Below are 24,349 nucleotides of genomic sequence, written 5' to 3'. Positions count from 1 at the left end.
CGATCGCTCTCTAAAATCTCAAATCTAAAATCAAGTGAGTAATTTCCAAGTGCTGACGATCGAGGGCGACCCCATTTTCCGGCTGGGGCTGCGAGTTGCTTGCGAGCAGTATCCAGACTTGCAAGTTGTTGCAGAGATTTCAACCGCAACCGAGGCTTTGCGGGTTCTCGAAGCTCGCTTGATCGACTCGGTAGCAGCCAAGAAGCCCGCAGATTTGGTAATTTTGGCTGTTGAGACCCTAAATTTGCGATCGGGTCAAATAGAGGCGGTGGCATTTTGTCGCGAACTCAAAACTTTGTACCCCAACCTGCCCCTGTTGCTGCTAGGCGGGCCGCTGACACCGGAGCTGTTGGCCCAGGTACAGGCGGCGGGTGCGAATGGCTATTGTCCTAAAGGTACAGATATTTCCTTGACAATCGAAGCTATTCGCGCTGTGGCATCTGGTCTCACTTATTGGGCGACGGATACGGCAGCTAACTCGGAAATAGAACTAAATGCAGCGGTGGTTCAAACAGTAGAAAACTACGCAGCAATTGCAGATAAAAATGCAGATAATTCGACAATTGATACGCCAGTACACAAAAAAATGCTGGCTTATTTTTCTCGTTCTGGACTACGGGAAATAGATGCAACTTTGGCGGTTGTCCAAGCTGATTTGCAAGAGTTCAGAGCCGCAGCTCCCACAGATTTGCCCTCTATTGTAGATGGGGTTGTACTCAGCGGGCGCCGCAGAGAATTGCTCGCAGCTCGTTGGATTGTTAGTCAGCTATTATTTGAAGAAAAAGGGGAGAAGGCAGAAGGCAGAAGGCAGAAGGCAGAAGGCAGAAGGCAGAAGGCAGAAGGCAGAGGGCAGAAGGCAGAGGCAGAAGGAAGACGGGAGAATTTGTTGAATAATTCTCAATCGCAATTAACGAATTCCCAAGTTTCGGCTGAATCTTTGGTGGTTGCAACTAATTGGCAAGGTAGCTTGTTTGACTCGTCGGCAGCTAAATTGCAGTTTGATTTGGTGAATTTGACTGGCTTGCCTTTGGAAATCGATATTTTGCGATCGACCAAAAAGCGTGAATTGATGACTTCCATCCTGCATAAGTTAAAGGATTTGCTGGAAGAATTGCACTTTTCGCAAGTGCAGCAAACTCAATTGTCGCAAAAAATGCCTGCTATTTTACGGGATTTATGGCAGGCGACAATCATAGATTTTTTTGGCAGATACTATACACTGCAAACAGAAAAAAATCTGGTTTTTGATGGCAGTCAAACAAGCTTGAAACTGGGAGAAAGTCAAGGGGGAAGCCCTGCTTATCTCTTGGCAGGCAGCGGCGTAGAAGTTGTGCCGATGCTGCTGGCAGATGCTGATGTAGTTGCAGCAGAAATCCTTGATAAAATACCGATGACAGTTGATTTTTTTGCACATTTGCTATTTGAAATTCCTCTAACTGTTGACAATATTTCTTGTGTTGCTGGCAGCCCGGCAGCAATGCAGCGAGCTGAAGCTTTGTTGGAAAATTTGGCAATTCAAGTTGCTAGCGGAGTGGTACAGCCTCTACTAAATAATTTGGCAAATATTGAAGAAATCAAGCAAATTTTTTACGATGGTAAGTTGATTTCGACGCGAGAAATTGAGCGGTTTCGGAATGAGTTGTCGTGGAGATATAGCTGGGATAGATATTTTGTGGAACCGAAAGCTATTTTTGAAAGCAGGTTTTGGCTGTTTGTTTTGGGCGATTCTAAAATTAAGAAAATTTCTATTTATGCTCCAAGAAATCTGGAGTTAGCACAGCTTTCTGGGTGGCAGTTAGCCTTGACTTTGGTGCTGGAAACCAGGGATGCGATCGCACCTAGAGTTCGCGCGGTTATTTCGCTGTTGGGTGCTGGGGTTGTTTACGTTTTGACTCAGGTTATAGGGCGGGGAATTGGTTTGATCGGGCGGGGAATTATCCAGGGAATTGGTAATTCTTTGCAAGATAGCAAGTTTGGGAAAAATGGATAACTGGGAATTGGGCATTGGGAATGGGGGATCGGGCATTGCTAATTGATAATATTGATAATTGGGTATTGGTAGTGATATTATAGGTAGGATAGATATGAGATGTGACACCATTCTCAATAACCTGTAGGGGCGGGTTTTTCCAACAATATTTGGTTGAGATCGATAGTCTCATAAACCCGCCCCTGCCCAACGGTAAATCGCGGTCGATCGACCGGATTGGATATAACTTACTGCTATAGGGTTGACTTTTTATGAGTATTATGATACCGATAGATGCCGATCGCATAAACAGTTTAGATTTGTCTCCGGTGCGGAGTGTGATTGAAAAGTGGCTGACCGAAGGAGCGATCGCCCAAAACGAACAACAGCTACAATTTGAAATTGAGTATCCGCGCGAAGAGTTAGATCCGCGAGAAATTTCTGAAATTCCCGAAGTGCGGCTGTGGTTTATTCGCTTGGATGCTTGTTACCCTTGGCTGCCATTTTTGCTGGATTGGAAAGGGGGAGAATTGGCGCGCTATGCGGCGATGTTGGTGCCGCACCAATTCCACCGCACCCAAGGTATTCAGTACAATCCTGAAGCTTTGGAAATGTTTTTGATGAACAAAATTTTTGTGTTGACTGATTGGTTTAATCAGCAGGGAATTCCCAGTAAATCGAAGTTGATGGCGATGTCGCAGATGTTTGGTTATGATTTGGAGGATGCTTTTTTTGATGTGATCGTGCCGCACCAATAAGCAGTAAGTAAGCCCACCTAAATTGTATTTTTTGGGCGGGCGGGACGCCCACCCCACAAGAAGTCGCTCAAACTTGACTGTAAAATTTAGATGCTTCAAACTATTGTGGGGTGGGCTTCTAGCCCGCTTAAAAAGGCGTAAGGTGTGCAGTGCGTACCCTACAAATAGCGTGGTAAGCCCTCTTCAGAATTTCCTCAGAATTGAGCGTTAGTGTATAGACAACGATCGCCCGATTCAATCGATCGAGGAAATTTACCATGAAAACAGATTACCTCATCGTCGGCAGTGGTTTATCAGCACTGGTTTTCGGAGCTTTGATGGCAAACTCCGGCAAAACCGTACACATCCTCGAAGCTCACGAGCATCCCGGAGGCTTTGGTCACACCTTTACGATGGCCAACAAATACACGTTTAATGCCCAATTCCACTACGTTTGGGACTGCGGCGAAGGACATACAGTCAATCGAGTTCTCAAAAAACTCGGTCTCGATCGAGATGTCACCTTTGAACGGTACGATCCGAATGGCTACGACCACATGAGGATGCCTGGGTATGCGCTCGATATTCCCTCGGAACCAGAGGAACTGATCCGGCGATTGTCGGCGCTGTTTCCCGAAGCGGGCGAGAGAATTCGCCAATTCGTCAACGAAGTCGAGAAAACCGGCGAGGGACTCCGAAAACTCGCTCCTCCCGTCAAACCAATTGAATTGCTCAAAAATTTCGGTGACGTATTCTGTGCTGTCCAACACCTCAATAGTACACTTCAGGATGTTTTCGACAAGTTCCAACTCCCGCAAGCCGCCCAAACCTTATTAGCCTTGCAATGGCCGGATTTTTTGCTGCCTCCAAATCAGCTTTCTTTCTATGCTTGGATTGCCTTGTTTAGAGGCTATCAAGAAGGTGCATTTTACCCGACGCAGCATTTTGAATATGTCATCAATTCTTTAGTTAAAGTCATTGAATCCAACGGTGGGAAAGTTCTACTAAACCATGAAGTCACGAATTTTAGGGTTAAAGATAGAACAGTAACGGGGGTTGAAGCGATGGATTTGACCACGCATCAAACCCATGAATTCACGGGGGAGACGGTGATTTGCAACCTCGACCCGAAAAGAGCGGCCAAGATGATTGGAGAGGAACTGTTCTCTAAAAAAGTGCGGCGGAAACTCAACTATGAGTATTCTGCATCTAACTACATGGTGTACTGCGTTGTCAAAGATATAGATCTCCGAGACTATGGATTTGGTAAGTGGAATACGTTTCATTCCGAACATCTGGATTTGAATGAAGCTTTTGCTCAAATGTACGAGCAAAATGACTTTTCTCGTCCGAGTTTTGCAATTACAACGCCCACTTTACTAACGGAAGCGCGGCGGGATTGTCCAGAAGATTGTCAAATTGTCGAATTTCTGACTGTTGCTAATTACAGCTATTTTAAACAGCTTTGGGAGAGCGATCGCAAAGCTTACAGACAGAAGAAACAAGAGATTCTGGACTCGATTTTAGATGTTGTGGAAAAACACTATGTTCCGAATTTCCGCAAACACATGGTGTTTCATATTACCGGAAGTCCGACGACTAACGAGCGCTTCTGTTGGTGTCCTAACGGTAATTCCTACGGTTCCAGCCTGACGCCACGCAACATGGGAGTCGATCGACTAAATCATGAAACATCCCTCAACAATTTCTATTTCTGCAACGCCTCTTCGGGCTATCCAGGCTTTGCACCGACATTTTGGACGGGGGCGCTGCTTTACCAACGTTTATCCGGCGATGCGATTTTAGGCTAAGGAAAATTAGCAATTGGTTATTTTCCTGTTTCTCTGATTCCTTGGCTTTGCCAAGGAATGAATTTCACTCTTGCTCTGCCTACTCTTAAAAATCTCTCGTTTCTGCTCTCATTATCTCGTTCATTGGCTCTGCCAAGGAATGAATTTCTGGAGGCTCTGTCTCCTCTTAAAAATGATGAGGCATAGCAAGACTGAAATGCGTTTCCATGTTCTACCTAGAAACGATAATTTCTTCCTTCTTCCTTCTTCCCGACATCCGTTACATCCGTTACATAATCCGTTGCCGAACTTCCTTCTTCCTTCTATCCTTTACATCCGTTACAGAATCCGTTGCCGAACTTCCTTCTATCAATCTAGGAGTGAACTATGAGAATTGCAATTGTTGGGGGCGGAGCCAGCGGTATGGCAGCAGCCTACTGGCTCGATAAACAGGGGCATCACGTCACTGTGTTGGAAAGTAAGCCGATTTTAGGCGGACACATTCGGACGCTGAACAAAAATGTTGTACCCAATCAATCTGAGTGCAATGAAATATTAGAAAATGGGGTACTAGAATTTCCGACGGTGTTTTACAATTTCGTGGCTTTTATGCAGGAGCTAGACGTTGAATTAGAACCTGTGCAGATTGGTTCCGCGCTATTTTTTAAAGATGGCACCCACTTTTTGTCGGCGGTATCTATCCGAAAGAATTTCACCGGAATCCAACGCCTGATCGAGTATTTGCGACTTGATAGTCTCTACGCTCGTTCGGCGGGATTTATTTTAAAAATGCGGTTTGCTAAACAGCACGATTTCTATGATGTGCCCCTTTCTGAGTCTTTGAAAAAATCGTGCGTCCGCAATTATTGGCTGAAGTTGCTGACGATGTACAGCTACTCGATACCGTTTGAATTGCTAGACAATTTTCCGGCAGAATTAGCTATGCCTGTTTTGCGCGAATATGCCTCAGTCAACTGGGTGAGGATTAAAGGCGGTGTGTATTCTTACATTGAAAAGATTTTGGAGCGATTTAAGGGCGATATACTGCTAAATGTGGAGATTGCCAATATTTTTAGAAGTGCGGATGCTGTAAAAATCGTGCTTTCTGATGGGGAAATCCAGGAATTTGATAAGGTGGTTTTTGCGATGCCACCAGATCAAGTTATGAGGCTGTTGTCTGATCCGACGGAGGCGGAAACGAAGCGGTTTTCGGCGTGGAAAGCCAATTATGCAACCACTGTACTGCATTCGGATACATCAATGTACGATCGCTACGGTATCCGCAAGTTATCAGAATTTGATTTTTTCGAGACGGACAAAGGGTGGGGCTATAATGCGAGCTTGAATCAGCTTTGTGGCATCTCCTCGGCCCGAGAGTACAGTTTAGCTTTTCAAATGCAGGAGTCGATCGCCCAAAAGCACATTATTCATATTCAGAAACATCACACGCCCCTGTACACTGTCGATTCTTTTCGATATCGAAATGAAGTTATCGAGACTAATGGCGAGAACCACACTTATCATGCGGGAGCTTATTTGGGGGATGGTTTGCACGAAGGAGCCATTACCTCTGCTTTGCGAGTCGCGAAATTAATCGGGTGAACTCAATTGTGATGCTACAAACTCTCGCAAATATCAGTAAATTTCTTGCCGGTGCAACACTCTCACAAAAGTAATGATGTCTGCATCAAAAGTTAAACCCATGCGAGAGTCGTCCACTCGGATGCGAAATTAATTTTTGACCTTGCCTAAGCTGCGACACCACGTGCTGCAGTTAAGTAGACATCATTGCTCATAGATGGGGGCATGGTTGATCCGGCTAACTGAGTACCCTCAAAGTTGGCTCCCGTGAACGTTGCCCCGCTCAAGTCTGCTTCGCTCAAGTCTGCATAGCACAGCCTAGCCCAATCGAGGTTTGCCTGCACCAAAGAAACTCCCACCAGATTTGCCCGGGTTAAATCTGCTCCCATCAACTTGACGCCCCGCAACTGAGCCCCGCTGAGATTGGCAGCTAACAAGTTCGAGCCTTCCAGGTTTACCCCGTTTAGTTTGGCTTCGCTCAGGTTGACGCCATTGAGATCCGTCCTGCTCAGGTCGATGCCATTGATGTAAGCTTTCCTGAGATAGATGCCTGTTAGTTGAGCGCCAAAAAGCTTTGCACCGCTGAGTTTTGCCCCTCCGCAGTTGGCCCAGTTGAGGTTAGCTCCCGTGAGGTTAGCACCCCGCAGATTGATGAATTGCAGGTCGGCTGTACACAAATTGGCGTTCCAGAGGATGGCGCTCCGCAGGTTGCTACCGATGAGTTGGGCGCCACTCAACTTTGCCCTGGGCAGTTTTGCTTTGACGAGGAAAGCTCCGCTGAGATTGGCTTTTGTAAGCTCTGCGTCTGCTAGTCTGGCTTGGCCCATTTTGGCAAAACTCAGATTTGCCCTGTAAAGGTTTGCGTCATTGAGTTCTGCTTTGGTGAGATGCGCCCGACTCAGGTTAGCTCCCGACAGGTTAGCCCTCGAAAGGTTGACGCCGACCAACATAGCCCCGCTGAGGTTTGCTCCGCTGAGGTTTGCGTCAGCAAAGTCTCTCTTTCCATTTTCGTACTCTTTGAGCAGCTCGGTTACTTCCATACTGGTCACATTCCTAATAGCGGAAATTTATTTAGAAATAAACACTCTTTATAAGTATTTTATCTCAAATGGAGCGGACGCGATCGCACTTTCCAGAAAGCTGACAATTAACTTTATATTTATACATATACTTTGTGCTTTTTCCACAGTCCCGACCGTTTTGAGGTCATAGTCTGAAACCCTTGATTTATCGTGGGTCTCTAGTGTGCTTTGGCAAGCGTGGCGATCGTACTGAGATCCGTGAAACCGTTCTTCTCAGTAGGTAAGCCATCACACACTATCCGAAGAGTTAATCAATAGTAAAATTAATATTCTTGTTGTCCACTGTAACTAACAGCTTTTTTAAACGGAGACTGCAAATTTGTTAGTTGTGTTTGCTTCAGGTGTCGCGAAGGCTAGCCTGGTCATAGATCCATATTTTATCTACTGTCATTTTACAGGAAAATTAGATGGGGAAAAACAGCTTAATTAGGGAGAATTTTTCTCGGTTGTCTCGCAGCAGTTATACGATCGCGCTTTTCCATATTTCCTGGAGTCGATCGGGGTTAAAAATAATTTCAGACATTGTACTTCTGAGGAATTTATCGATATGCCTAACGGTAGAGGGGATGCGTTCAAAACCTAGCGGATAATATACTGCAGATGGTACAAAACTAACAGTGAGTAATATCGGTATAGGATCACCACCTCTACTGGCAGTTAGGCAAATGTCTCAATCTATGTTATGCTGAGTCAAAATTGAGGAAGAATCATGTCAAAAGAAAGAAAAAGCAACAAAGAAGTCAAAAAGCCAAAGAAACAACCTGATGGTGTTGCTAAGCCGAAGGATGACAAAAAAAATTATGGCAGCAGCGAGGGCCGCAAGTAGAGATAGCTGCCACTCTTGGAATTGCGATTAATTTTGTTTAAGTTTTATTAGTATCAATTCTGAATCAATTACAATATCCTATTTTGGGATAATCCGAAAACAGGTTTATTATACCTAGGGTATATGCAGCCCTCAACCCAAAGTATAATGAAATCTGTTTTTAGCCATGAATATGAAACCTTCGGTAGCCGATCTAATTTAATACCGTCTATTTAGACTTTGTTGAGAAAAAATAGTTCGATCGCCCAAATCTATCACAGCGATATCTCAGTAACTGCAATATTACCCTCAAAACACACGTCAACATCAGTCCCCGCCGCCCGATCGCGCGAGCCATATTCTCCGGCATAATAAAAGTATTCTCCCTCCACCCGGTAAACCACTGGCAGCGGCTGCGTCGAAGGCTGGCAAAACACAATTTCCGGTTCCGCACTTCCCGGCGCTAAATGCGGCAAATTCACATTCCAGAAACACCCAGACTTTAGTTCCCGGTTGAGCAAATCCGCCAACACCCGCGATGTCCAGCGAGTAGCGACATCCCAGTCAATTTCGAGCGGCCTTTTAATCCGGTGGGAAATTGCGATGCCCGGAATACCGTGCATCGCGGCTTCGCGCACAGCCGCCACCGTACCCGAAATGTATACGTCAACCCCCAAATTGCCACCCGCGTTAATACCCGAAAGCACCAAATCCGGCTTCGCACAAACGTGATGAAGAGCAATACGCACGCAATCGGCCGGTGTTCCCCCTACAGCATACTCAAATTCCGATCGCCGATCGACATGAATCGGACTGTGAGCCGTCACTTGATGCCCGCAGCCCGACAATTGCCCCTGGGGAGCCACCATAATTGTTTTGCCTTCTACAGCCTGCAAAAGTGCCTGAATCCCTGGAGCATCGATGCCATCGTCGTTGGTTAAAATTATCGTCATTATGTGTCGGTTTTATAGAACCGATTTGAGAGCGCAGAGGCTGGCAACCTTCTGGTAGCTCTAGCCCAAATTGGTTGTTGATTGGTGGCGATCGTCAGTATGAGCATTGCCACACATTTATATCATGGCATTAATTGAACAGTTGCCGCAGAAATGTGGCGCGCCACATTTTAGGTCAGCCACATCTTGATGTGTCAGTTAAAGCGACTTGTTACGCTTGCCCCAGTGCAGCATTCATGACATCAGTGTCGATGCAAACATCTAACCCTCTTTTGTCACTTTCGGCAGAAAATAATCTGGGATGGTTATAGCATAAGACTTTTACCAAAAACCTTGATTTGGGCCATTCTGTTAGAAAATAAATGCTCAAATCCTTGATATATCTACAGTTGAAAATTTGGTTCTCATTTTTAATTTCCCAGAGTGACAAAAGAGGGCTAATCACATAATTTTTTTCTCGGCTCTCCCCGATGCTTGGTTTTAAAAGTAGCCGATGATACTAAGTATCTGAGACTGAACGTTGAAACCCTCGATCGTGCTAAATTATTAGCTTGCGTTATCACCATAAGTACGAGAGAGCCGATAATAAGTTAATGTCGATTCCAATTGCGCTTTGACGCAGGGGATGGGGAAATAGATATGAAATCCTTACTAAAGATAGTATCTAAGTTACAGTCCTCATTTCCCATTCATAAATCAAATACTTATCTACACTGTTACCATTATTACATCTCACCCAGGAGAGCCACATGAGCGAACCCACTCAAAGCAATACCAAAGCAGTAATAGACGGCTGTGTCGTTCCACAGTCGATTATGACCGCAAGTCAGGATGAACTGGATAACGTTGAACTGGAGATTGAAGGGAACTTACCAAATGACTTACAGGGTCACGTCTTTATTGTTGCTCCAGTCGGCAATGTTGAATCAGGAGGACTCCCATTTCAAGACGGAGACTCATTGTTGAATGGCGATGGCATGATTTATAGGCTTGATTTTGATCGACCAGGCGAAGTGAGGGTGAAGACTCGCCTTGTTAAGCCACCAGATTACTATGCTGACAAAGCAACACAGCCTGGAGGCGAGTATGAAAAGTATAAATTCCTCAATCGCGGCATTGCTCGGTTGTCTATGTCTCTGGGTCTGCGTAATCAATTAAATACAGCTTTTCTACCCATGAAATTTGCTGCGGACTCCTGCGATCGCTTGCTAGTTACTTATGATGCAGGTCGTCCTTATGAAATTGATACAGACAGCCTGAAAGTGGTAACACCAGTTGGATCGAATAAAGAGTGGCGGGGGGAACTCGATCAGCTCAAAATTCCCATAATAATTAATCCTAAGAAGTTTCCTTGCAAAAGTATTTTGAGTACGGCTCATCCTGCCTTTGATTATTCCGGTGAAGGTAAGATGTTTACAGTTAATTACGGCAGATCAGCGGCTAGTTTTATAGAAGGCATTCAGTGGGTTTATGAGATCGAAGAAATTCCCCAACTAATAGAGGAAATTATCGTAGCACTGACGGGGTTCTGTCAAACGGATTTCATGAAAGATATTTCCCGTGCTGTGTTCGGCTTCTCCCGAGACATAGTTGAAAACCTAATGAGTTCCATTGGAAGTATATTTGGGAAAGAATTGGAGGATTTTACCTATGTAGTTTGCTGGGATGGTGTTGGCGAACTGGAACGATGGAAGCTAGTGCTACAAGATGGCACGCCGGTTAAAATTGAACAAACTATTCATCAAATAGGAGTAACTAAAGATTATGTGGTACTGATGGACACCGCCTTCATTACGGGTCTGGAGCAGATAATCAACAACCCATTTCCGAAGAATAAAAAACTAGAGCAGCACTTGAGAAAATTACTAGAACGTCCGCCTCTGCCGGATTCTAATATTTATATCGTGCGTCGTGCCGATCTAAAAGCAGGACAGCGTCCAGCTAGCAGTAATAAGGAAGTTGAAGTCGTCGCCCAGAAAGTGGTAATTCCTCTCGAAGCTGCCCATTTTTTGGTGGACTATGATAATCCCAAGGGCAATATCACTCTCCACGTTGCCCACCTTTGTGGAATGCAAGTAGCTGAATGGCTTAGGAAGTATGATGTTTCAGCCTCCAAACCCCACAAACCCGTGCCACATTACCTGCATGGTATGGAACACGATGAGACTGACATCGGACGAATGGGGCGCTACATAATTAATGGAGAGACTGGACAACTGATTGAGTCCCAAGTTATCTCCGACATCAACGCCACATGGGCTGTCGATCTCTATGCCTACTTAGATAGGCTCCCTACAGGTTTGACTCCAGGAAAGCTAGAAAATGTCTACTGGAGTTCGTTTGGACTGTGGCGAGATTTGATGACAAAATACATTGTCGATCTGTACGACGATTATAAGTACCGATTAATACCGCTCTCAGAAGTTATCCGCTTAGCCCAAAAGGGTCAACCTGCTTGCTTGTTCAGGCTGCACCCAAAGTCGATGGTGATTGCCGATCGCTATGAGTTCCCTTGCGGCTACATGACGCTATCACCCCAGTTCATACCCCGTGGTGATGGTGAAAGTTCTACAGACGGTTACATCGTCTGTGCTGTTTGTTTTGAAGACAAAAAATTGGGACCCACAAATCAAATTTGGATTTTCAATGGTAACAAACTGTCAGATGGCCCCCTGTGCAAATTGCATAATTCAAAACTCAAGTTTGGGTTTACGTTGCATACAGCATGGTTGCGAAAGATTTCTAAGCGCCAAGCTAGTTACAATATTCCAGTGCAACAGGATTACCAGGAGCTAGTCGATCAAAACGAGCCAGAGATTAGGAAGCTGTTTGAGAATGAGGTGTACCCCCATTTTCATTAAGAAACTCACCTTCCAAAAGCGCGATCGCGCTTTTGGGAGTGGGCTTCTTGGTTCATAGACACTCTTTAAAAATGTCAAACAAGAAAGGAAAGTAAAAATATGATAGTTCTTTCGGGATACGAAATTATAGAAAAAATTTACGAAGGAGTAAGGACTGTTGTATATAGAGCTAAAAAAGATGGTTACAGACAACCAGTTATCATTAAAATTATTAAATATGATTATCCTAGCCTTGAACAAATCACCAATTTAAGGCAAGAATTTATAATTACTCAAAGTTTAGAGTGTGAAGGAATTGTCAAAACTTACAACTTAGAAAATTATCAGAATAGTTTAGCGCTAATATTAGAAGATTTTGGGGGTCTATCCCTTTATAATTTTTTAGCGGCTAATAAACTGTCAATAACCGAGTTGCTGAGGGTAGCGATCGCTCTATCGGAAACTTTAATCTATCTCCATCAAGTACCGATCATTCACAAAGACATTAAGCCCTCAAATATCATTATCAATCCAGCGACCGGAAAAGTAAAACTGACTGACTTTAGTATTTCATCGCGCTTGGAATTGAAAAACCAAAGCATTAGCAATCCCAACTTGCTTGAAGGGACTCTCGCTTATATGTCACCCGAACAAACGGGAAGAATGAATCGAGCAATTGACTACCGCACCGACTTCTATTCTTTAGGAGTGACTTTCTATGAAATACTGACCAACCAGTTGCCATTTAATACCACCGATCCGATGGAGTTGGTTTACTGTCATATTGCCAAACAACCCGTCCCACCTAAAAAGGTAGCAGAAATTCCTCAAGCGGTTTCAGATATTGTGATGAAACTGTTAGCAAAAAATGCGGAAGATCGATATCAAAGTGCGGCGGGATTAAAATTTGACCTGGAAACTTGTTTGCAGCAATTGCAGACAACTGGCCAGATTGAAAACTTTCCCATAGGTCAACGCGATCGCGGCAACCAATTACTCATTCCCCAGAAGCTTTATGGTAGAGAAACCGAAGTCCAAATTCTTCTAGATGCCTTTGGACGAGTCAGCCTCGGTGCCACCGAGATGATGTTGGTTTCCGGTTATTCCGGTATTGGTAAAACTTCAATTGTCAATGAAGTTCATAAACCAATTGTAGCAGCGAGGGGGTATTTTATTGCGGGTAAATTTGACCAATTTAAGCGCAATATTCCCTATGCAGCTTTAATCCAAGCATTTCAAGAATTAGTCCGTCAGCTATTAACCGAAAGTTCTGAACAGATTGCTATTTGGAAAGAAAACTTATTAAAAGCGCTAGATAATAACGGTCAAGTTATTATTGATGTTATCCCCGAAGTCGAACTAATTATCGGTAAACAACCGGAAGTTCCTCAACTGGGATCTTCGGAATCGCAAAACAGATTTAATCGGATATTTCAACAATTTATTCGCGTTTTTTGTCAACCCGAACACCCGCTAGTCATATTCCTAGACGATTTACAGTGGGCAGATTCGGCATCTCTAAAGTTGATCCAACTCTTAGTCACTGACCCAGATAGCAAATATTTATTAACGATTGGAGCTTATCGGGATAACGAAGTCAGTCCCGTTCATCCTTTAATTCAGACAATAGAAAAAATTCAAGAAAATGAAACGGTGGTGAATAATATCACCATTCAGGCGCTGGCTTTGGATAGCGTCAACCAATTAATCGCCGACACTCTCGATGCCAGCGTAAACTCAGACAAAATTAAAGTTTTTTCTGACTTACTGTTTAATAAAACCCAAGGCAATCCGTTTTTCTTAACCCAGCTACTCAAAACGCTGTACTCGGAAAATCTGCTGGTTTATCAAGTAGATACAGACCGCTGGGAGTGGGACATCCAACAAATCCAAGCAATTGGCATCGCAGATTTCAATATTGTTGAACTGGTTGCCAGAAATATTCGCAAACTCCCAGAAACAACCCAGAAATTATTAAAACTAGCGGCTTGTATCGGCAACCAATTTAATTTAGAAGTTTTATCAATTGTCAATGAAGAATCAAACTTAGCGACGGCTGCTCATTTGTGGGAAGCAATGCAAGCAGGTTTGATTCTGCCGCTGTCTGAAAATTACAAAATTCCTCTAGTCTTTGCCCAGGAAGAGTTGGCATCTGTACGAGATATCAAAGTTGAATACAAATTTTTGCACGATCGAGTGCAGCAAGCAGCTTATTCTTTGATTCCAGAATCGGATAAAAAAGCCACTCACCTGAAAATTGGTCAACTGCTGCTGAATAATACAACAGAGCAAGAGCGAAAAGATAATATTTTTGCTCTGGTTAACCAACTGAATTTTGGCACAGATTTGCTAACTAATCAGTCTGAAAAAGATGAATTAGCTGAATTAAACCTAATCGCTGGACAGAAAGCAAAGGCAGCGACTGCCTATGAAGCTGCTGTTAATTATTTGAATGTAGGTATAGAACTCCTGAGTCAAGATAGCTGGGAAAGTAGATACGATCTGACATTTAATTTTTATCGGGAAGCGGCGGAAGCCGAATATCTCAATGCCAATTTAGAACGAGCGGGGATCTTGTGCGATCACGTGTTTCAACAAGCCAAAACAATCATCGAACAAGTCAACTTATACGAACTGAAAATTAGAATTTACCTCGCTAAAAATCAAAATAATGATGGCTTAGATGCCGGACTGCAAGTTCTAAAGATGCTAGGAGTGACCCTATATGAATCACCCCCGCAAGAACTCAATATTGAGGAGTTAGCAAACCTGCCTGAAATGAGCGAACCCTACAAGCAGGCGGCTATGCAGCTTTTAGTTCTTATATTCCCACCTGCTTGCTTTGCAGAAAGCCCGCTATCGCTACCTATTATATATACTATGGTGGAACTTTCTCGTCAGTACGGGAATTCGCCGCAATCTACTTACGGCTATTCTGTTTACGGTATATTCGTATCTTGGCTATTCTCAGATATAAATTTATCCTATCAACTGGGGCAACTGGCTTTGCAGCTATTAGAGAAGTTAGATGCTAGAGAGTTTCGTTCTAAAGTTTTAGTTAATGTTTCCATCGGTATTATCCACCTCAAAAAGCATACTAGGGAAACGATAGAACCCCTTCGTCAAGCAATTAATAGCGGCTTAGAATTTGGAGATATAGAATATGCTTGTCATGCTGCTGATTACTATTGCTCGCATTTATTTTTTAAGGCTGAGCATCTAGACTACGTGCAAGAACAGCAAAAACTATATATTGACTTGGCAGAGAGATTGTCGCAAGAACACCAGTTATATTTACTCAAAATTCTCGGTCAATTAGTAGAAAATTTAAGGGGGATGACAGATAATAAACTGATCTTGATGGGCAGCATATTAAATGAGGAAAAAGCTATCTCTTATTTAAGAGAAGTAAAGAATTTCATTTGCTTGTTCAGGCTTTATTTTGCCAAAACTGTAGTTGGCTATTTGTTTAAGCAGTATGAAGAAGCTATCGAGTTTGCGAGAGAGGGGTTGAAATATTCAGGTTACGTTCAATCAAATATTAGTTTTATTGAACATAATTTTTACTATTGTCTGATTCTTTTAGCCCTGTATGTTCAGGAAGATTCAGGAGAGGAAGAAAAGAAACAAGAATACCTCAACCAAGTAGAAGAAACTCAGAAAAGCCTAAAAAATTGGGCGTTCCATTGCCCTGCCAATTACCAGCATAAGTATGACTTAGTAGAGGCCGAAAAAGCCCGCGTATTGGGGCAATATTTCTCAGCAATGGAATATTACGACCTGGCGATAGATGGAGCAAAGGAAAATGGATACGTCCAGCACGAAGCCCTCGCCAATGAACTAGCAGCAGAATTTTATTTAGCATTAGGTCGTCAGAAAGTAGCGCGTACCTACCTGATTGACGCTTACTATTCTTATATTCGCTGGGGAGCCAAGGCAAAAGTTAAAGATTTAGAAGAGCGCCATGCTGAATTACTCGCACCTATAGTCGGTAGGAAAAATAGCCTTCCGAGTGAAAGAGACGAAACGATGGTTCAGACCAGAAGCACTATCACTTCTACCAGTTCAGGTGCTGGACAAGCTCTGGATTTATCAACAATTATCAAAGCCTCCCAAGCGCTCTCAGGGAAAATTAATCTGGATGAATTGCTCTCGAATTTGATGCAAGTCTTGCTGGAAAACGCGGGAGCGGAAAAATTTTATTTCCTCATACCTGACCCAGCAGGTAAGTGGAAAATTGAAGCTCAATGTACGGGTGAACGATGTCAATTAATCTCCAAGTCAGCGGCTGAAAGTCAAGAGATTCCTATCTCGCTGGTTAATTATGTAGAACGCACGCAAGAAACTCTTGCGATCGATGATGCAACAACTGAAACCAGGTTTGCATCTGACCCGTATATTATTCAGCAGCGATCTAAATCTATCTTGTGTAGCCCCCTGATCAATCAAGGTAAATTGGTAGGCATCCTATACCTAGAAAATAATTTAACAGCGGGGGCTTTTACGCGCGATCGCCTAGAAGTCCTCAACATCATTTCCGCCCAAGCTGCGATCTCCATCGAAAATGCCCGTCTCTATCAAACTTTAGAAGATAAAGTGCAACAACGCACCGCCCAACTCGCCCAAGCAAACCAGGAAATTAGCTCCCTCAACAACAAACTCAAAGCCGAAAACATCCGCCTCAGTGCTGAGTTAGAAGTCACCAAACGACTGCAACAAATGATCTTGCCCAAACAATCAGAACTTGATAAAATTCAAGGATTAGAAATAGCTGGATATATGCAACCTGCCGATGAAGTTGGTGGCGACTACTACGACGTGCTAACCCAAAATGATCGGGTAAAAATTAGCATCGGCGATGTTACGGGACATGGTTTAGAAAGTGGCGTATTAATGATTATGGCGCAAACCGCCGTCCGCACTCTCCAACAAATGAACGAAACCGATCCGGTGAAGTTTCTTGATGTGTTAAACCGCACCCTTTATGCCAATATCGAGCGCATCGACTCCTCTAAAAACATGACCTTGGCTTTGTTAGATTATCAAGATAGTAAATTCAGGCTCAGCGGCCAACATGAAGAAGTTATCGTAGTCCGTACTGATGGTAACATCGAACTGATCGATACACTGGAACTCGGTTTTCCCCTGGGATTAGAGGAAGATATTTCTGGTTTTGTTTCCCAAATTCAAGTGCATCTTAATCCAGGGGATATAGTAGTGCTTTACACAGATGGAATTACCGAATCTATAAATACAAATCGAGTGTATTACGGCATAGAAAGATTGTGCAACGTGGTGAAAGAAACTCGCCACAAAACGGTTGAAGAAATTCGACAAGCAGTAATTGATGATGTGCGGCAACATATTGACGAACAGAAAGTTTTTGACGACATTACGTTGGTAGTCCTAAAACAGAAATAACGCAAGTTGGGAATTGGGAATTGGTAATTGGTAATTAGTAAGTGGTAATTGGTAATTGGTAATTGGTCATATCAAGTCCGGTTGCACCGGACTTGTATAGCGGGGGTGTAGTCGATGAGACGAAGAGGCTCGCTCCATTGCCTTCCTTGGACGCGACTTCTCCAAAGTCCTAAATTGGGCCGCCCAATTTACCGCAAACATTCACCTCAAATCCAAAAATCCCCAAAAACATCAACCAACTTGTGGTAAAGTTTTGTGTCGGTTGCTATGTGGCAATCTTCTGCAAGTTCAGTTAAACGCTCTCACAGCAATGTTTTTGCCAATTTTCCCCTTAGCTCAAACAATCCCCGCACCTCCCGCCCAACAAAAACTGATCATCGACCCAGAAGCCCCCGCACCCGAAAACGAACTGGATTTACCACAACCGCAGACAACGGCCCCGCTAAACACAGTCATGCAGCGCCAACAAGTGCGCGTTTTACCGGGAAAACTCGACAGCATCCCCGTTTTCAACAGCAACAGCCCCGAAGTTGTGCAAACCGAAGGCATTTTGCTCTCCACATTTGGGCCCGAAGGAAAACAAGTACCTTCTGCACACTTAAACTTTCGCTTCAAAGGTCGATTTGACATCTTTGCCCACCACATCGCAAAAGCTAAAAATCGCGCCGAAACTCGCACCTTATTTCAAGGAATAATTGTCCACAATCCCAACTCGGAACCTGTTACTTTAAATGTATTGCAAGGAGCGACTTATTTAACTCGGCCGGATGCTTTGTTTGTCGATTTGCCGTCGTATTTAGAGAATCGATTCGGCACTGTGTTTGCGGGGCCTGGAAGCCGCATTACGAGCGATGTCCTGCGGGGGTTCAGACAAGCCATTTTGCCGGCGGCGATCGAGATTCCGGCCAATGAGAGCCGGATGCTGATGAATTTGCCGATACCTGTGGGGAATGTCACCCCTGCTTCCAACGGTCGATCGACCTTGATACGAATGTCGAGCAGCAATTCGGTTTATGTAGCGTCATTAGCCATGTTTGCTCCTAAAAGTCAAAGAGGAGTCGAGCAATATCCCACATTAGAACAGTGGGAAAATATTTTAAATACCAAAGGTTTAGCGGGGCCGAGAGATTTAGCACCAACTCCGAGAGGCGAAAATCCGGTGCAAAAAATTTACGGCCGCGTGGCGGGAGTAGCTGAAGGTTCCCAGTGGCAAGCTAAAATTACTGACAATTCGAGAACCGATTATTTAACGATTCCCAAGCGCGGCGAGTCATTTTCCTATGCTTTGAGCACTACTGATACGGGTACTTTTGGAACAGGTCAAGTTCAAAGTGCTAAAATGTTAGCTCGCTATCCCGATACTGCTTATTTTGCTCACGGTAATTACGGGATTCAATACAACTTAACTTTTCCGCTTTACAACAAATCTCGCGAGTCCCAATCTGTTAGCATTAAAATGCAAACACCGATAAAAGCCAATACAGAATCGGGGGGATTGATGTTTTACGATCCTCCCGAAAATCGGATATTTTTCCGAGGTACGGTGCGGGTGATATTTAAGGATGATACGGGCAAGACTTTGACGCGCTACATTCACATTGTGCAGCGGCGGGGACAGCAGGGGGAACCTTTGGTGAATGTGAATATGAAGCCGGGGGAACGCCGTTTGGTGCAGGTGGATTTCTTGTATCCGCCGGATGCGACGCCGCCGCAAGTTTTGACTGTGCGATCGAGTAATTAGTTGGTGGTTGGTGGTTGACGGTTGACTGTTGACTGTTAACCTTTGGGTTTTTGTTTTAATGAGTTAAGATAGGCATTAAGTTTTGGTGAAAGTTCATTTAATAACGGATGCAGTCGATCGCTCTGTTTTTGAGTCAAAAGATTGCGAGATCCGTCAAGTCTCAACCCATGTCTTGGTTCGTTTAATGAACCTCTGGCTATTTTCACAAAACGCTGATTATCTTAATAGCTATAGCGTCCATGTCCTTCTGCAAGATTAGCACCAACGCTATCTGCCGATCGCACTATTTGTTTTGTTTGCCCATCGTATCCTTGGCAAAGTCGTCCCACTTTTTAAGAATAAACCATATTTCGTTTGATATTTGTTCAGCTAAGTGATAAACTCTTAGCTGTTGGAAGCTTTCCAGATGAGATAATTTGAATAGTTGATTGCCCAACATTGACAGTCAACTGTCAACAGTCAACTGTCAACAGTCAACTGTCAACAGTTAACTAATTAAAGCGTCAAAGATTGAGGATTTGTCTCAATCAATTTAGCTAAATCTTGCAAGAAAGATGCAGCGTCAGCACCGTAAATAATCCGGTGATCGCAAGTAATATTCACCTGCATTTGGCGCTTCACTCCCATCAAACCATCTTCATTAGCCACTACTTGCGGCCGCGAAGAACCGATCGCCAAAATCGAGCCTTGATTCGGGGGCAAAATCGCGTCAAACTTGTCTACACCAAACATTCCCAAATTGGAAAGAGTGAAAGTTCCCGTGCTGTACTCATCAGGCTTCAACTGCTTGGTGCGGGCGCGATCGACTAAATCCTTCCAAGTGCGCGAGAGCGAATAAATATCGAGGCGATCGGCATTTTGCAACACCGGCGTAATCAAACCACCGCCGTCCATCGCCACAGCTACCGCCACATTAATATCAGCACGGTATTGAATCCCGGACTCCACATAAGAAGCATTCAGCAGAGGATGTTTCTGTAAAGTTACTGCTACAGCCTTCGCCAGCATAGCCGTCATCGTGACGCCCTTCGACTTAATTTGTTTGTAGAGTTTGTCGAGATTATCAGTAGTAATTGTGTAACCTACGCGGAAAGACGGCACGCTCAAACTTGCTTCCATATTCCGCACTACCGCATTTTGCAGCGCGTTCATCGGTACTTTTTGGCCCGAAAGTGCGATCGCCGGGACTGCTGCGGGGGCGGGTTTGGCTGCTGCGGAGGCGGGTGCTGCGGGTGCCGGTGCGGGTGCTGCGGGGACTGTTACCGCTTGCTGAACCGGTGCGGGTTGGGCTTTGCCGGCTGCTGCTTCCACATCCTCTGCGACAATGCGACCGTTGGGCCCGCTGCCTTTGATAGAATTCAAATCTACTTTAAATTCTTTGGCTAACTTACGAGCGCGGGGAGAAACGACGCTGCGGCCGTTTTGGCGACTAACATTTTGCTGCAAACCTGCTGACGATGTAGCTGCGCTGACAGGAGCGGGGCTGGGAGCCGGGGCGGCGGCTGCGCTTGGGGCTGCGGCTCCTTGCTGCTGAGCTGTGGCGATTTCGGCTTCTGTTTCTGCTACGAGGGCGATTGCTGCGCCCACCGGAGCAACTTCGCCCGCAGGTACGATAATTATTGCTAAATAGCCTTCGTAGAAAGACTCCACGTCCATGTCGGCTTTGTCGGATTCAACGACTACCACGGTTTCGCCTTTTTCTACTTTGTCTCCGGCGGATTTGACCCAGGAAACAATTTTGCCCTCTGTCATTGTCGAACTCAGGGCTGGCATGAAAACTTCGCGAATCATCTGTAAAAAGTCCTTGTGTGTTGGTAATAGGTAATAGGTAATCGGTATTTGGCAATTGATAATTGGCGACCGGCCACCGGCAATACTTATTATTATGCCAGTCTCTCGAATTCTTGATGTGTGACTGTTGACTAAAAATCAATTGCCAATTACCGATCGCCAATTACCACTTACCAATTTCTAAATATCACCTCGAATTTCTTCGACTATGCCGTCGCGGAGGAGAATTTCTACTTGCATTTTTTGAATCAAGTTTTCTCCGAGTCCGACAGTGAACGTGCCGTCAATTTGACCTTGACTCACTTCTTGTTCGAGGTCTAGCACCTGCACTTGCTGAAGCTGTTGCAGGTTTTGGTTTTTCTGTTCTAGCAGTTCGCTTTTTCTTTGATTCACCTGCACTTGAATGTTTTCTATTTGCTGCTGTACTTGCGGGCCTGGGGGCTGTAGATTTTGCTGTTTGATTTCTGAAACCATCCGCTGCCCTTGCATTTCTAACTGTTGTAGCTGAGAGTCTATTTGGTTGATTTGCGCTTGGAGTTGCTGTTGAGCTTCTTCTTTCCAGCGGGGAGTAACGACGACTTTAACGTTAATCGATCGCTTCAAGAGTAATTGTGGTTCCATAAAGTTGTTGCTTGTCAATTAGGAATTAGGCATTAGTCTTGGGCCATTAGTTGGTAAATATGAACTAATGGCCCAGGACTGAGGACTCGGACTCAGGACTCGGGTGTTGGGATAAATTTTTCTTTTCCATTCCCCAAGTCCTGCGAATATTTCAAAACATCCCGTCAATCATATCGCGGTAGTGTTGCGTCACAACCGGGCGCTTAATTTTCAGGGTCTGGGTCAACATTCCATTTTCGATCGAAAATGGCTCCTGAATCAACCGGAACGGGCCGATGCGATCGTCAGCGCGGTATCCAGGGCGATTTTGCACCTCTCGGTTCAATTCTTTGCGGAATAAATTTTGAATTGTCTTGCTATTCCAGTCAATTTCGTGTACAGGGGGATTCTGAGTTTCTGCCCATTTCTGCACAGCTTCTGCATTGGGGACAATTAAGGCGCCGACGGATTTCTGGTCTTGACCTACTAGCATAATTTGGTCGATGTAGGGGCTGCGGACGCAGGCGTCTTCTATGGGCTGGGGTTCGATGTTTTCGCCGTTGCTGAGGACGATCGTATCTTTAGCCCGCCCGGTCAAGATTAAGTCGTTCCCAGGTGTCAGCCAGCCCAAATCGCCGGTATCGAACCAGCCTTCGGGGTCGATCGCCTTGGCAGTCGCTTGGGGATTAAGATAGTAGCCCTGCATAATTTGCGGCCCGCGCGCCAATACTAAGCCGCGCTGGCCTGTTGGCAGTTGCTGTCTGGTTTCTGGGTCTACTATTTTAATTTCCGTATGGGCTAGAGGCTGTCCAGCGGAACCTTTAAGATTGTGCCAAGGGCGGCGGACGGTTAAAACCGGCGAAGTTTCGGTTAAACCGTATCCCACCAACAAGCCGATATTCGCTATTTCAAAGAAATTGTCTATATGCGCGGCCAAAGAACCGCCACCGCTAATCGCCCATTTTAAGCGTCCCCCTGTAGCTTGCCTGACTTTTTGGTAAACCAGTTTTTCGGCGAGGGCGTGTATGGGCGACAACAGAATGCTTTTGGTGCGGGCGATTAGTTTTTCAGTAGCAGAAGCAGGTTTTAAATTGAGAGTTAATCCTTTAAAAATGCGGCGGGCCTCGATATATTGCTGGCTGGCAGATAACAGGAAATTTACCAATTTTTGTTTGTTAGGTGGCTGTTCCCGAAATTGCTTTTGTACGGCCTCGTAAATCGATTCCCAGATGCGCGGAACGCTTACCATGTAATGGGGTTTGTAAGTTTTAAAGTCTTGTTTGAAATAGCGAATATTGGTGTAAATTTGCGTGCATGCTTGGGAAAGCAGGAAGTATTCGACGCTGCGTTCGTAGGCGTGCCAACTCGGCAGAATGCTGAGGGCAGATTCGCCGGCTTCGGGCTGGAGAATTGTGCCCAAGGTGGTGAGTTGGTGCAGCAGGTTCCCGTGAGTCAGCATGACGCCTTTGGGTTTGCCGGTGGTGCCGCTGGTGTAGAGGAGGGTGGCGAGGGTTTGAGGCTTGTGGTTGGTGGGTTTGAGGGGACGGTTTGCCCCTGTGGTCATGACTTGGGAAAATTTGACTGTGCTTAGGGTTTGGCTGGTTTCCGGTTCTTCGTCGGAGAGGAGGACGATGAGTTGAATGGGTAAATCGGGGAGGCGGTGTTGCAGTTTTTTCAGTAATGCCAGGTTTTCTACTACCAAGGCGGTGCTGCCGCTGTCTTGGATGATGTACAAGAGTTCTTCGGGGTCGGCGGTGGCGCCTCGAACGGCGTTGGCTGCCCCGGCCATCATGATGCCTTGGTCGGCTATCAGCCAGCGGGGGCTGTTGTCGGCGAAGAGGGCGACGCGGGGAGGGATGGGTTCTCCTAGATTTGGTTCGATGCCTAGGGCTTGGAGGCCAGCGGCGAATTGCTGGATTTGCTGGTAGAGGTCGGTGTAGGTGAGTTTGATTTCGGGCTGGCTGTGGGGGTCGTGGAGGGCGACGGTTTGACCGAATTGTTGTTTGACGATCGCCCAAATTTCGGGTATCGATTGAATGGAACTGTAATCGATCAGGCGGCTGAGGTTAGCGCGTTCGCGATCGGTCATTTGAGATGATGTGTAAGATGCTGGGCCGTTCATAGGGTATTTTCCTGAGTTTTCGGAGATAAAATTATTCAGTATAAGTTTAATATCACAGGTATTTTACAACTTTGTGGCAGGGTCGTGACAGTTTGTCAACCTGCCGTTGTCTATTTAGATAATTAGAGATACAAAATTATGACAGTTATAGTTGCACAGAAATACATGAATTTATCAAGGTTGATAGTAATTGCTTTAACTGCGATCGTCCTAGCATTTGGAAAGGGACTTTCCGCCTTAGCAGAAACGCAACCTGGAAACAGAACATTTGCTGATTGGTGTCGCCAAAAAGCTTCTTTGAGTCCTGAAACTAAACATACTGTTGATGTGCTGTTAAAGGAAGCAGGGACTACTGAGTGCGATGCGGTTGATCGAAAACTTTCGAGCCTCACGGAACTCCTCCTCGACAACAATCAAATCAGCGACATCAAACCGCTAGCAGCCTTGACGAACCTGACTTCGCTCCTCCTCGACAACAATCAAATCAGCGACATCAAACCGCTAGCAGCCTTGACGAACCTGACTTCGCTCACCCTCATTAACAATCAAATCAGCGACATCAAACCGCTAGCATCCTTAACGAACCTGACTTCGCTCTACCTGATTAACAATCCAATCAGCGACATCAAAGACATCAAACCACTAGCATCCTTGACGAACCTGACTTCGCTCACCCTCGACAACAATCAAATCAGTGACATCAAACCGCTAGCATCCTTGACGAACCTGACTTCGCTCACCCTCGACAACAATCAAATCAGTGACATCAAACCGCTAGCATCCTTGACGAACCTGACTTCGCTCACCCTCGACAACAATCAAATCAGTGACATCAAACCGCTAGCATCCTTGACGAACCTGACTTCGCTCACCCTCGACAACAATCAAATCAGTGACATCAAACCGCTAGCATCCTT

13 protein-coding genes and 1 pseudogene are annotated in these 24,349 nt (G+C 45.0%); 8 read left to right on the top strand and 6 right to left on the bottom strand.

Translation table 11 applies throughout. The annotated features are described in order from the left end of the window. Positions 1–34: 34 nt before the first annotated feature. The 4 genes from QUA10_RS12720 to QUA10_RS12705 all read left to right on the top strand — a co-directional run bounded on the left by QUA10_RS12720 (position 35) and on the right by QUA10_RS12705 (position 6,098). Positions 35–1,990: a DUF3685 domain-containing protein gene (locus tag QUA10_RS12720; RefSeq protein ID WP_333082334.1), complete on the top strand. Its 1,956-nt coding sequence runs from the start codon at positions 35–37 to the stop codon at positions 1,988–1,990. A 251-nt stretch (positions 1,991–2,241) separates the two neighbouring features. Next, positions 2,242–2,727 (top strand): CRR6 family NdhI maturation factor, encoded by a 486-nt coding sequence (locus QUA10_RS12715; RefSeq protein WP_333082333.1) that lies wholly within the window; start codon positions 2,242–2,244, stop codon positions 2,725–2,727. Between the two features lie 257 nt (positions 2,728–2,984). After that, the gene (locus QUA10_RS12710) at positions 2,985–4,517 is read left to right on the top strand and encodes an NAD(P)/FAD-dependent oxidoreductase (protein WP_333082332.1); all 1,533 of its coding nucleotides are present in this window, start codon (positions 2,985–2,987) and stop codon (positions 4,515–4,517) included. Between the two features lie 366 nt (positions 4,518–4,883). After that, a complete protein-coding gene (locus tag QUA10_RS12705; protein WP_333082331.1) occupies positions 4,884–6,098 on the top strand; it encodes an FAD-dependent oxidoreductase in 1,215 nt (404 codons plus the stop codon). Positions 6,099–6,244: 146 nt separating this feature from the next. Here QUA10_RS12705 and QUA10_RS12700 read toward each other — a convergent pair whose 3' ends face one another. Continuing rightward, a complete protein-coding gene (locus tag QUA10_RS12700) occupies positions 6,245–7,117 on the bottom strand; it encodes a pentapeptide repeat-containing protein (RefSeq protein WP_333082330.1) in 873 nt (290 codons plus the stop codon). 1,122 nt (positions 7,118–8,239) lie between these two features. After that, positions 8,240–8,917, bottom strand: a complete 678-nt coding sequence (surE, locus tag QUA10_RS12695) for a 5'/3'-nucleotidase SurE (RefSeq protein ID WP_333082329.1) — start codon at positions 8,915–8,917, stop codon at positions 8,240–8,242. A 749-nt stretch (positions 8,918–9,666) separates the two neighbouring features. Between surE and QUA10_RS12690 the strand changes: the two genes are divergently transcribed. From QUA10_RS12690 to QUA10_RS12680, 3 genes are all read left to right on the top strand, one after another. Beyond that, positions 9,667–11,778, top strand: a complete 2,112-nt coding sequence (locus QUA10_RS12690; RefSeq protein WP_333082328.1) for a carotenoid oxygenase family protein — start codon at positions 9,667–9,669, stop codon at positions 11,776–11,778. Between the two features lie 99 nt (positions 11,779–11,877). Then, positions 11,878–17,178 carry an AAA family ATPase gene (locus QUA10_RS12685; protein WP_333082327.1) on the top strand — a complete coding sequence of 1,767 codons (5,301 nt, stop codon included), beginning with the start codon at positions 11,878–11,880 and terminating at the stop codon, positions 17,176–17,178. A gap of 310 nt (positions 17,179–17,488) precedes the next feature. Then, positions 17,489–18,919 (top strand): DUF3370 domain-containing protein, encoded by a 1,431-nt coding sequence (locus tag QUA10_RS12680; protein WP_333082383.1) that lies wholly within the window; start codon positions 17,489–17,491, stop codon positions 18,917–18,919. A 35-nt stretch (positions 18,920–18,954) separates the two neighbouring features. Here QUA10_RS12680 and QUA10_RS12675 read toward each other — a convergent pair. From QUA10_RS12675 to QUA10_RS12660, 4 genes and pseudogenes are all read right to left on the bottom strand, one after another. After that, positions 18,955–19,203 (bottom strand): annotated as a pseudogene (locus QUA10_RS12675) (four helix bundle protein). Between the two features lie 211 nt (positions 19,204–19,414). Next, positions 19,415–20,710: a dihydrolipoamide acetyltransferase family protein gene (locus tag QUA10_RS12670; RefSeq protein ID WP_333082325.1), complete on the bottom strand. Its 1,296-nt coding sequence runs from the start codon at positions 20,708–20,710 to the stop codon at positions 19,415–19,417. 180 nt (positions 20,711–20,890) lie between these two features. Further along, a complete protein-coding gene (locus QUA10_RS12665; RefSeq protein ID WP_242722909.1) occupies positions 20,891–21,331 on the bottom strand; it encodes a YlqD family protein in 441 nt (146 codons plus the stop codon). 151 nt (positions 21,332–21,482) lie between these two features. Further along, on the bottom strand, positions 21,483–23,432 hold the full coding sequence (locus QUA10_RS12660) for a long-chain fatty acid--CoA ligase (protein WP_333082324.1): 1,950 nt from the start codon (positions 23,430–23,432) through the stop codon (positions 21,483–21,485). Between the two features lie 138 nt (positions 23,433–23,570). Between QUA10_RS12660 and QUA10_RS12655 the strand changes: the two genes are divergently transcribed. Then, a partial coding sequence (locus QUA10_RS12655) for a leucine-rich repeat domain-containing protein (protein ID WP_333086270.1) occupies positions 23,571–24,349 on the top strand: 779 nt, incomplete at its 3' end.

Source organism: Microcoleus sp. Pol8_D6, from assembly GCF_036700965.1.
In the GTDB taxonomy this organism is placed as follows: domain Bacteria; phylum Cyanobacteriota; class Cyanobacteriia; order Cyanobacteriales; family Microcoleaceae; genus Microcoleus.
Note: the sequence above shows the minus strand (reverse complement) of the source record. Positions and strands in the feature narration are given on the sequence as shown.

Bases quoted from the DNA above. Each gene is read 5' to 3' on its own strand.
- QUA10_RS12715 (WP_333082333.1), top strand. From the start codon at position 2,242: ATGAGTATTATGATACCGATAGATGCCGATCGCATAAACAGTTTAGAT.
- QUA10_RS12710 (WP_333082332.1), top strand. From the start codon at position 2,985: ATGAAAACAGATTACCTCATCGTCGGCAGTGGTTTATCAGCACTGGTT.
- QUA10_RS12705 (WP_333082331.1), top strand. From the start codon at position 4,884: ATGAGAATTGCAATTGTTGGGGGCGGAGCCAGCGGTATGGCAGCAGCC.
- QUA10_RS12700 (WP_333082330.1), bottom strand. From the start codon at position 7,117: ATGGAAGTAACCGAGCTGCTCAAAGAGTACGAAAATGGAAAGAGAGAC.
- surE (WP_333082329.1), bottom strand. From the start codon at position 8,917: ATGACGATAATTTTAACCAACGACGATGGCATCGATGCTCCAGGGATT.
- QUA10_RS12690 (WP_333082328.1), top strand. From the start codon at position 9,667: ATGAGCGAACCCACTCAAAGCAATACCAAAGCAGTAATAGACGGCTGT.
- QUA10_RS12685 (WP_333082327.1), top strand. From the start codon at position 11,878: ATGATAGTTCTTTCGGGATACGAAATTATAGAAAAAATTTACGAAGGA.
- QUA10_RS12680 (WP_333082383.1), top strand. From the start codon at position 17,489: ATGTTTTTGCCAATTTTCCCCTTAGCTCAAACAATCCCCGCACCTCCC.
- QUA10_RS12670 (WP_333082325.1), bottom strand. From the start codon at position 20,710: ATGATTCGCGAAGTTTTCATGCCAGCCCTGAGTTCGACAATGACAGAG.
- QUA10_RS12665 (WP_242722909.1), bottom strand. From the start codon at position 21,331: ATGGAACCACAATTACTCTTGAAGCGATCGATTAACGTTAAAGTCGTC.
- QUA10_RS12660 (WP_333082324.1), bottom strand. From the start codon at position 23,432: ATGAACGGCCCAGCATCTTACACATCATCTCAAATGACCGATCGCGAA.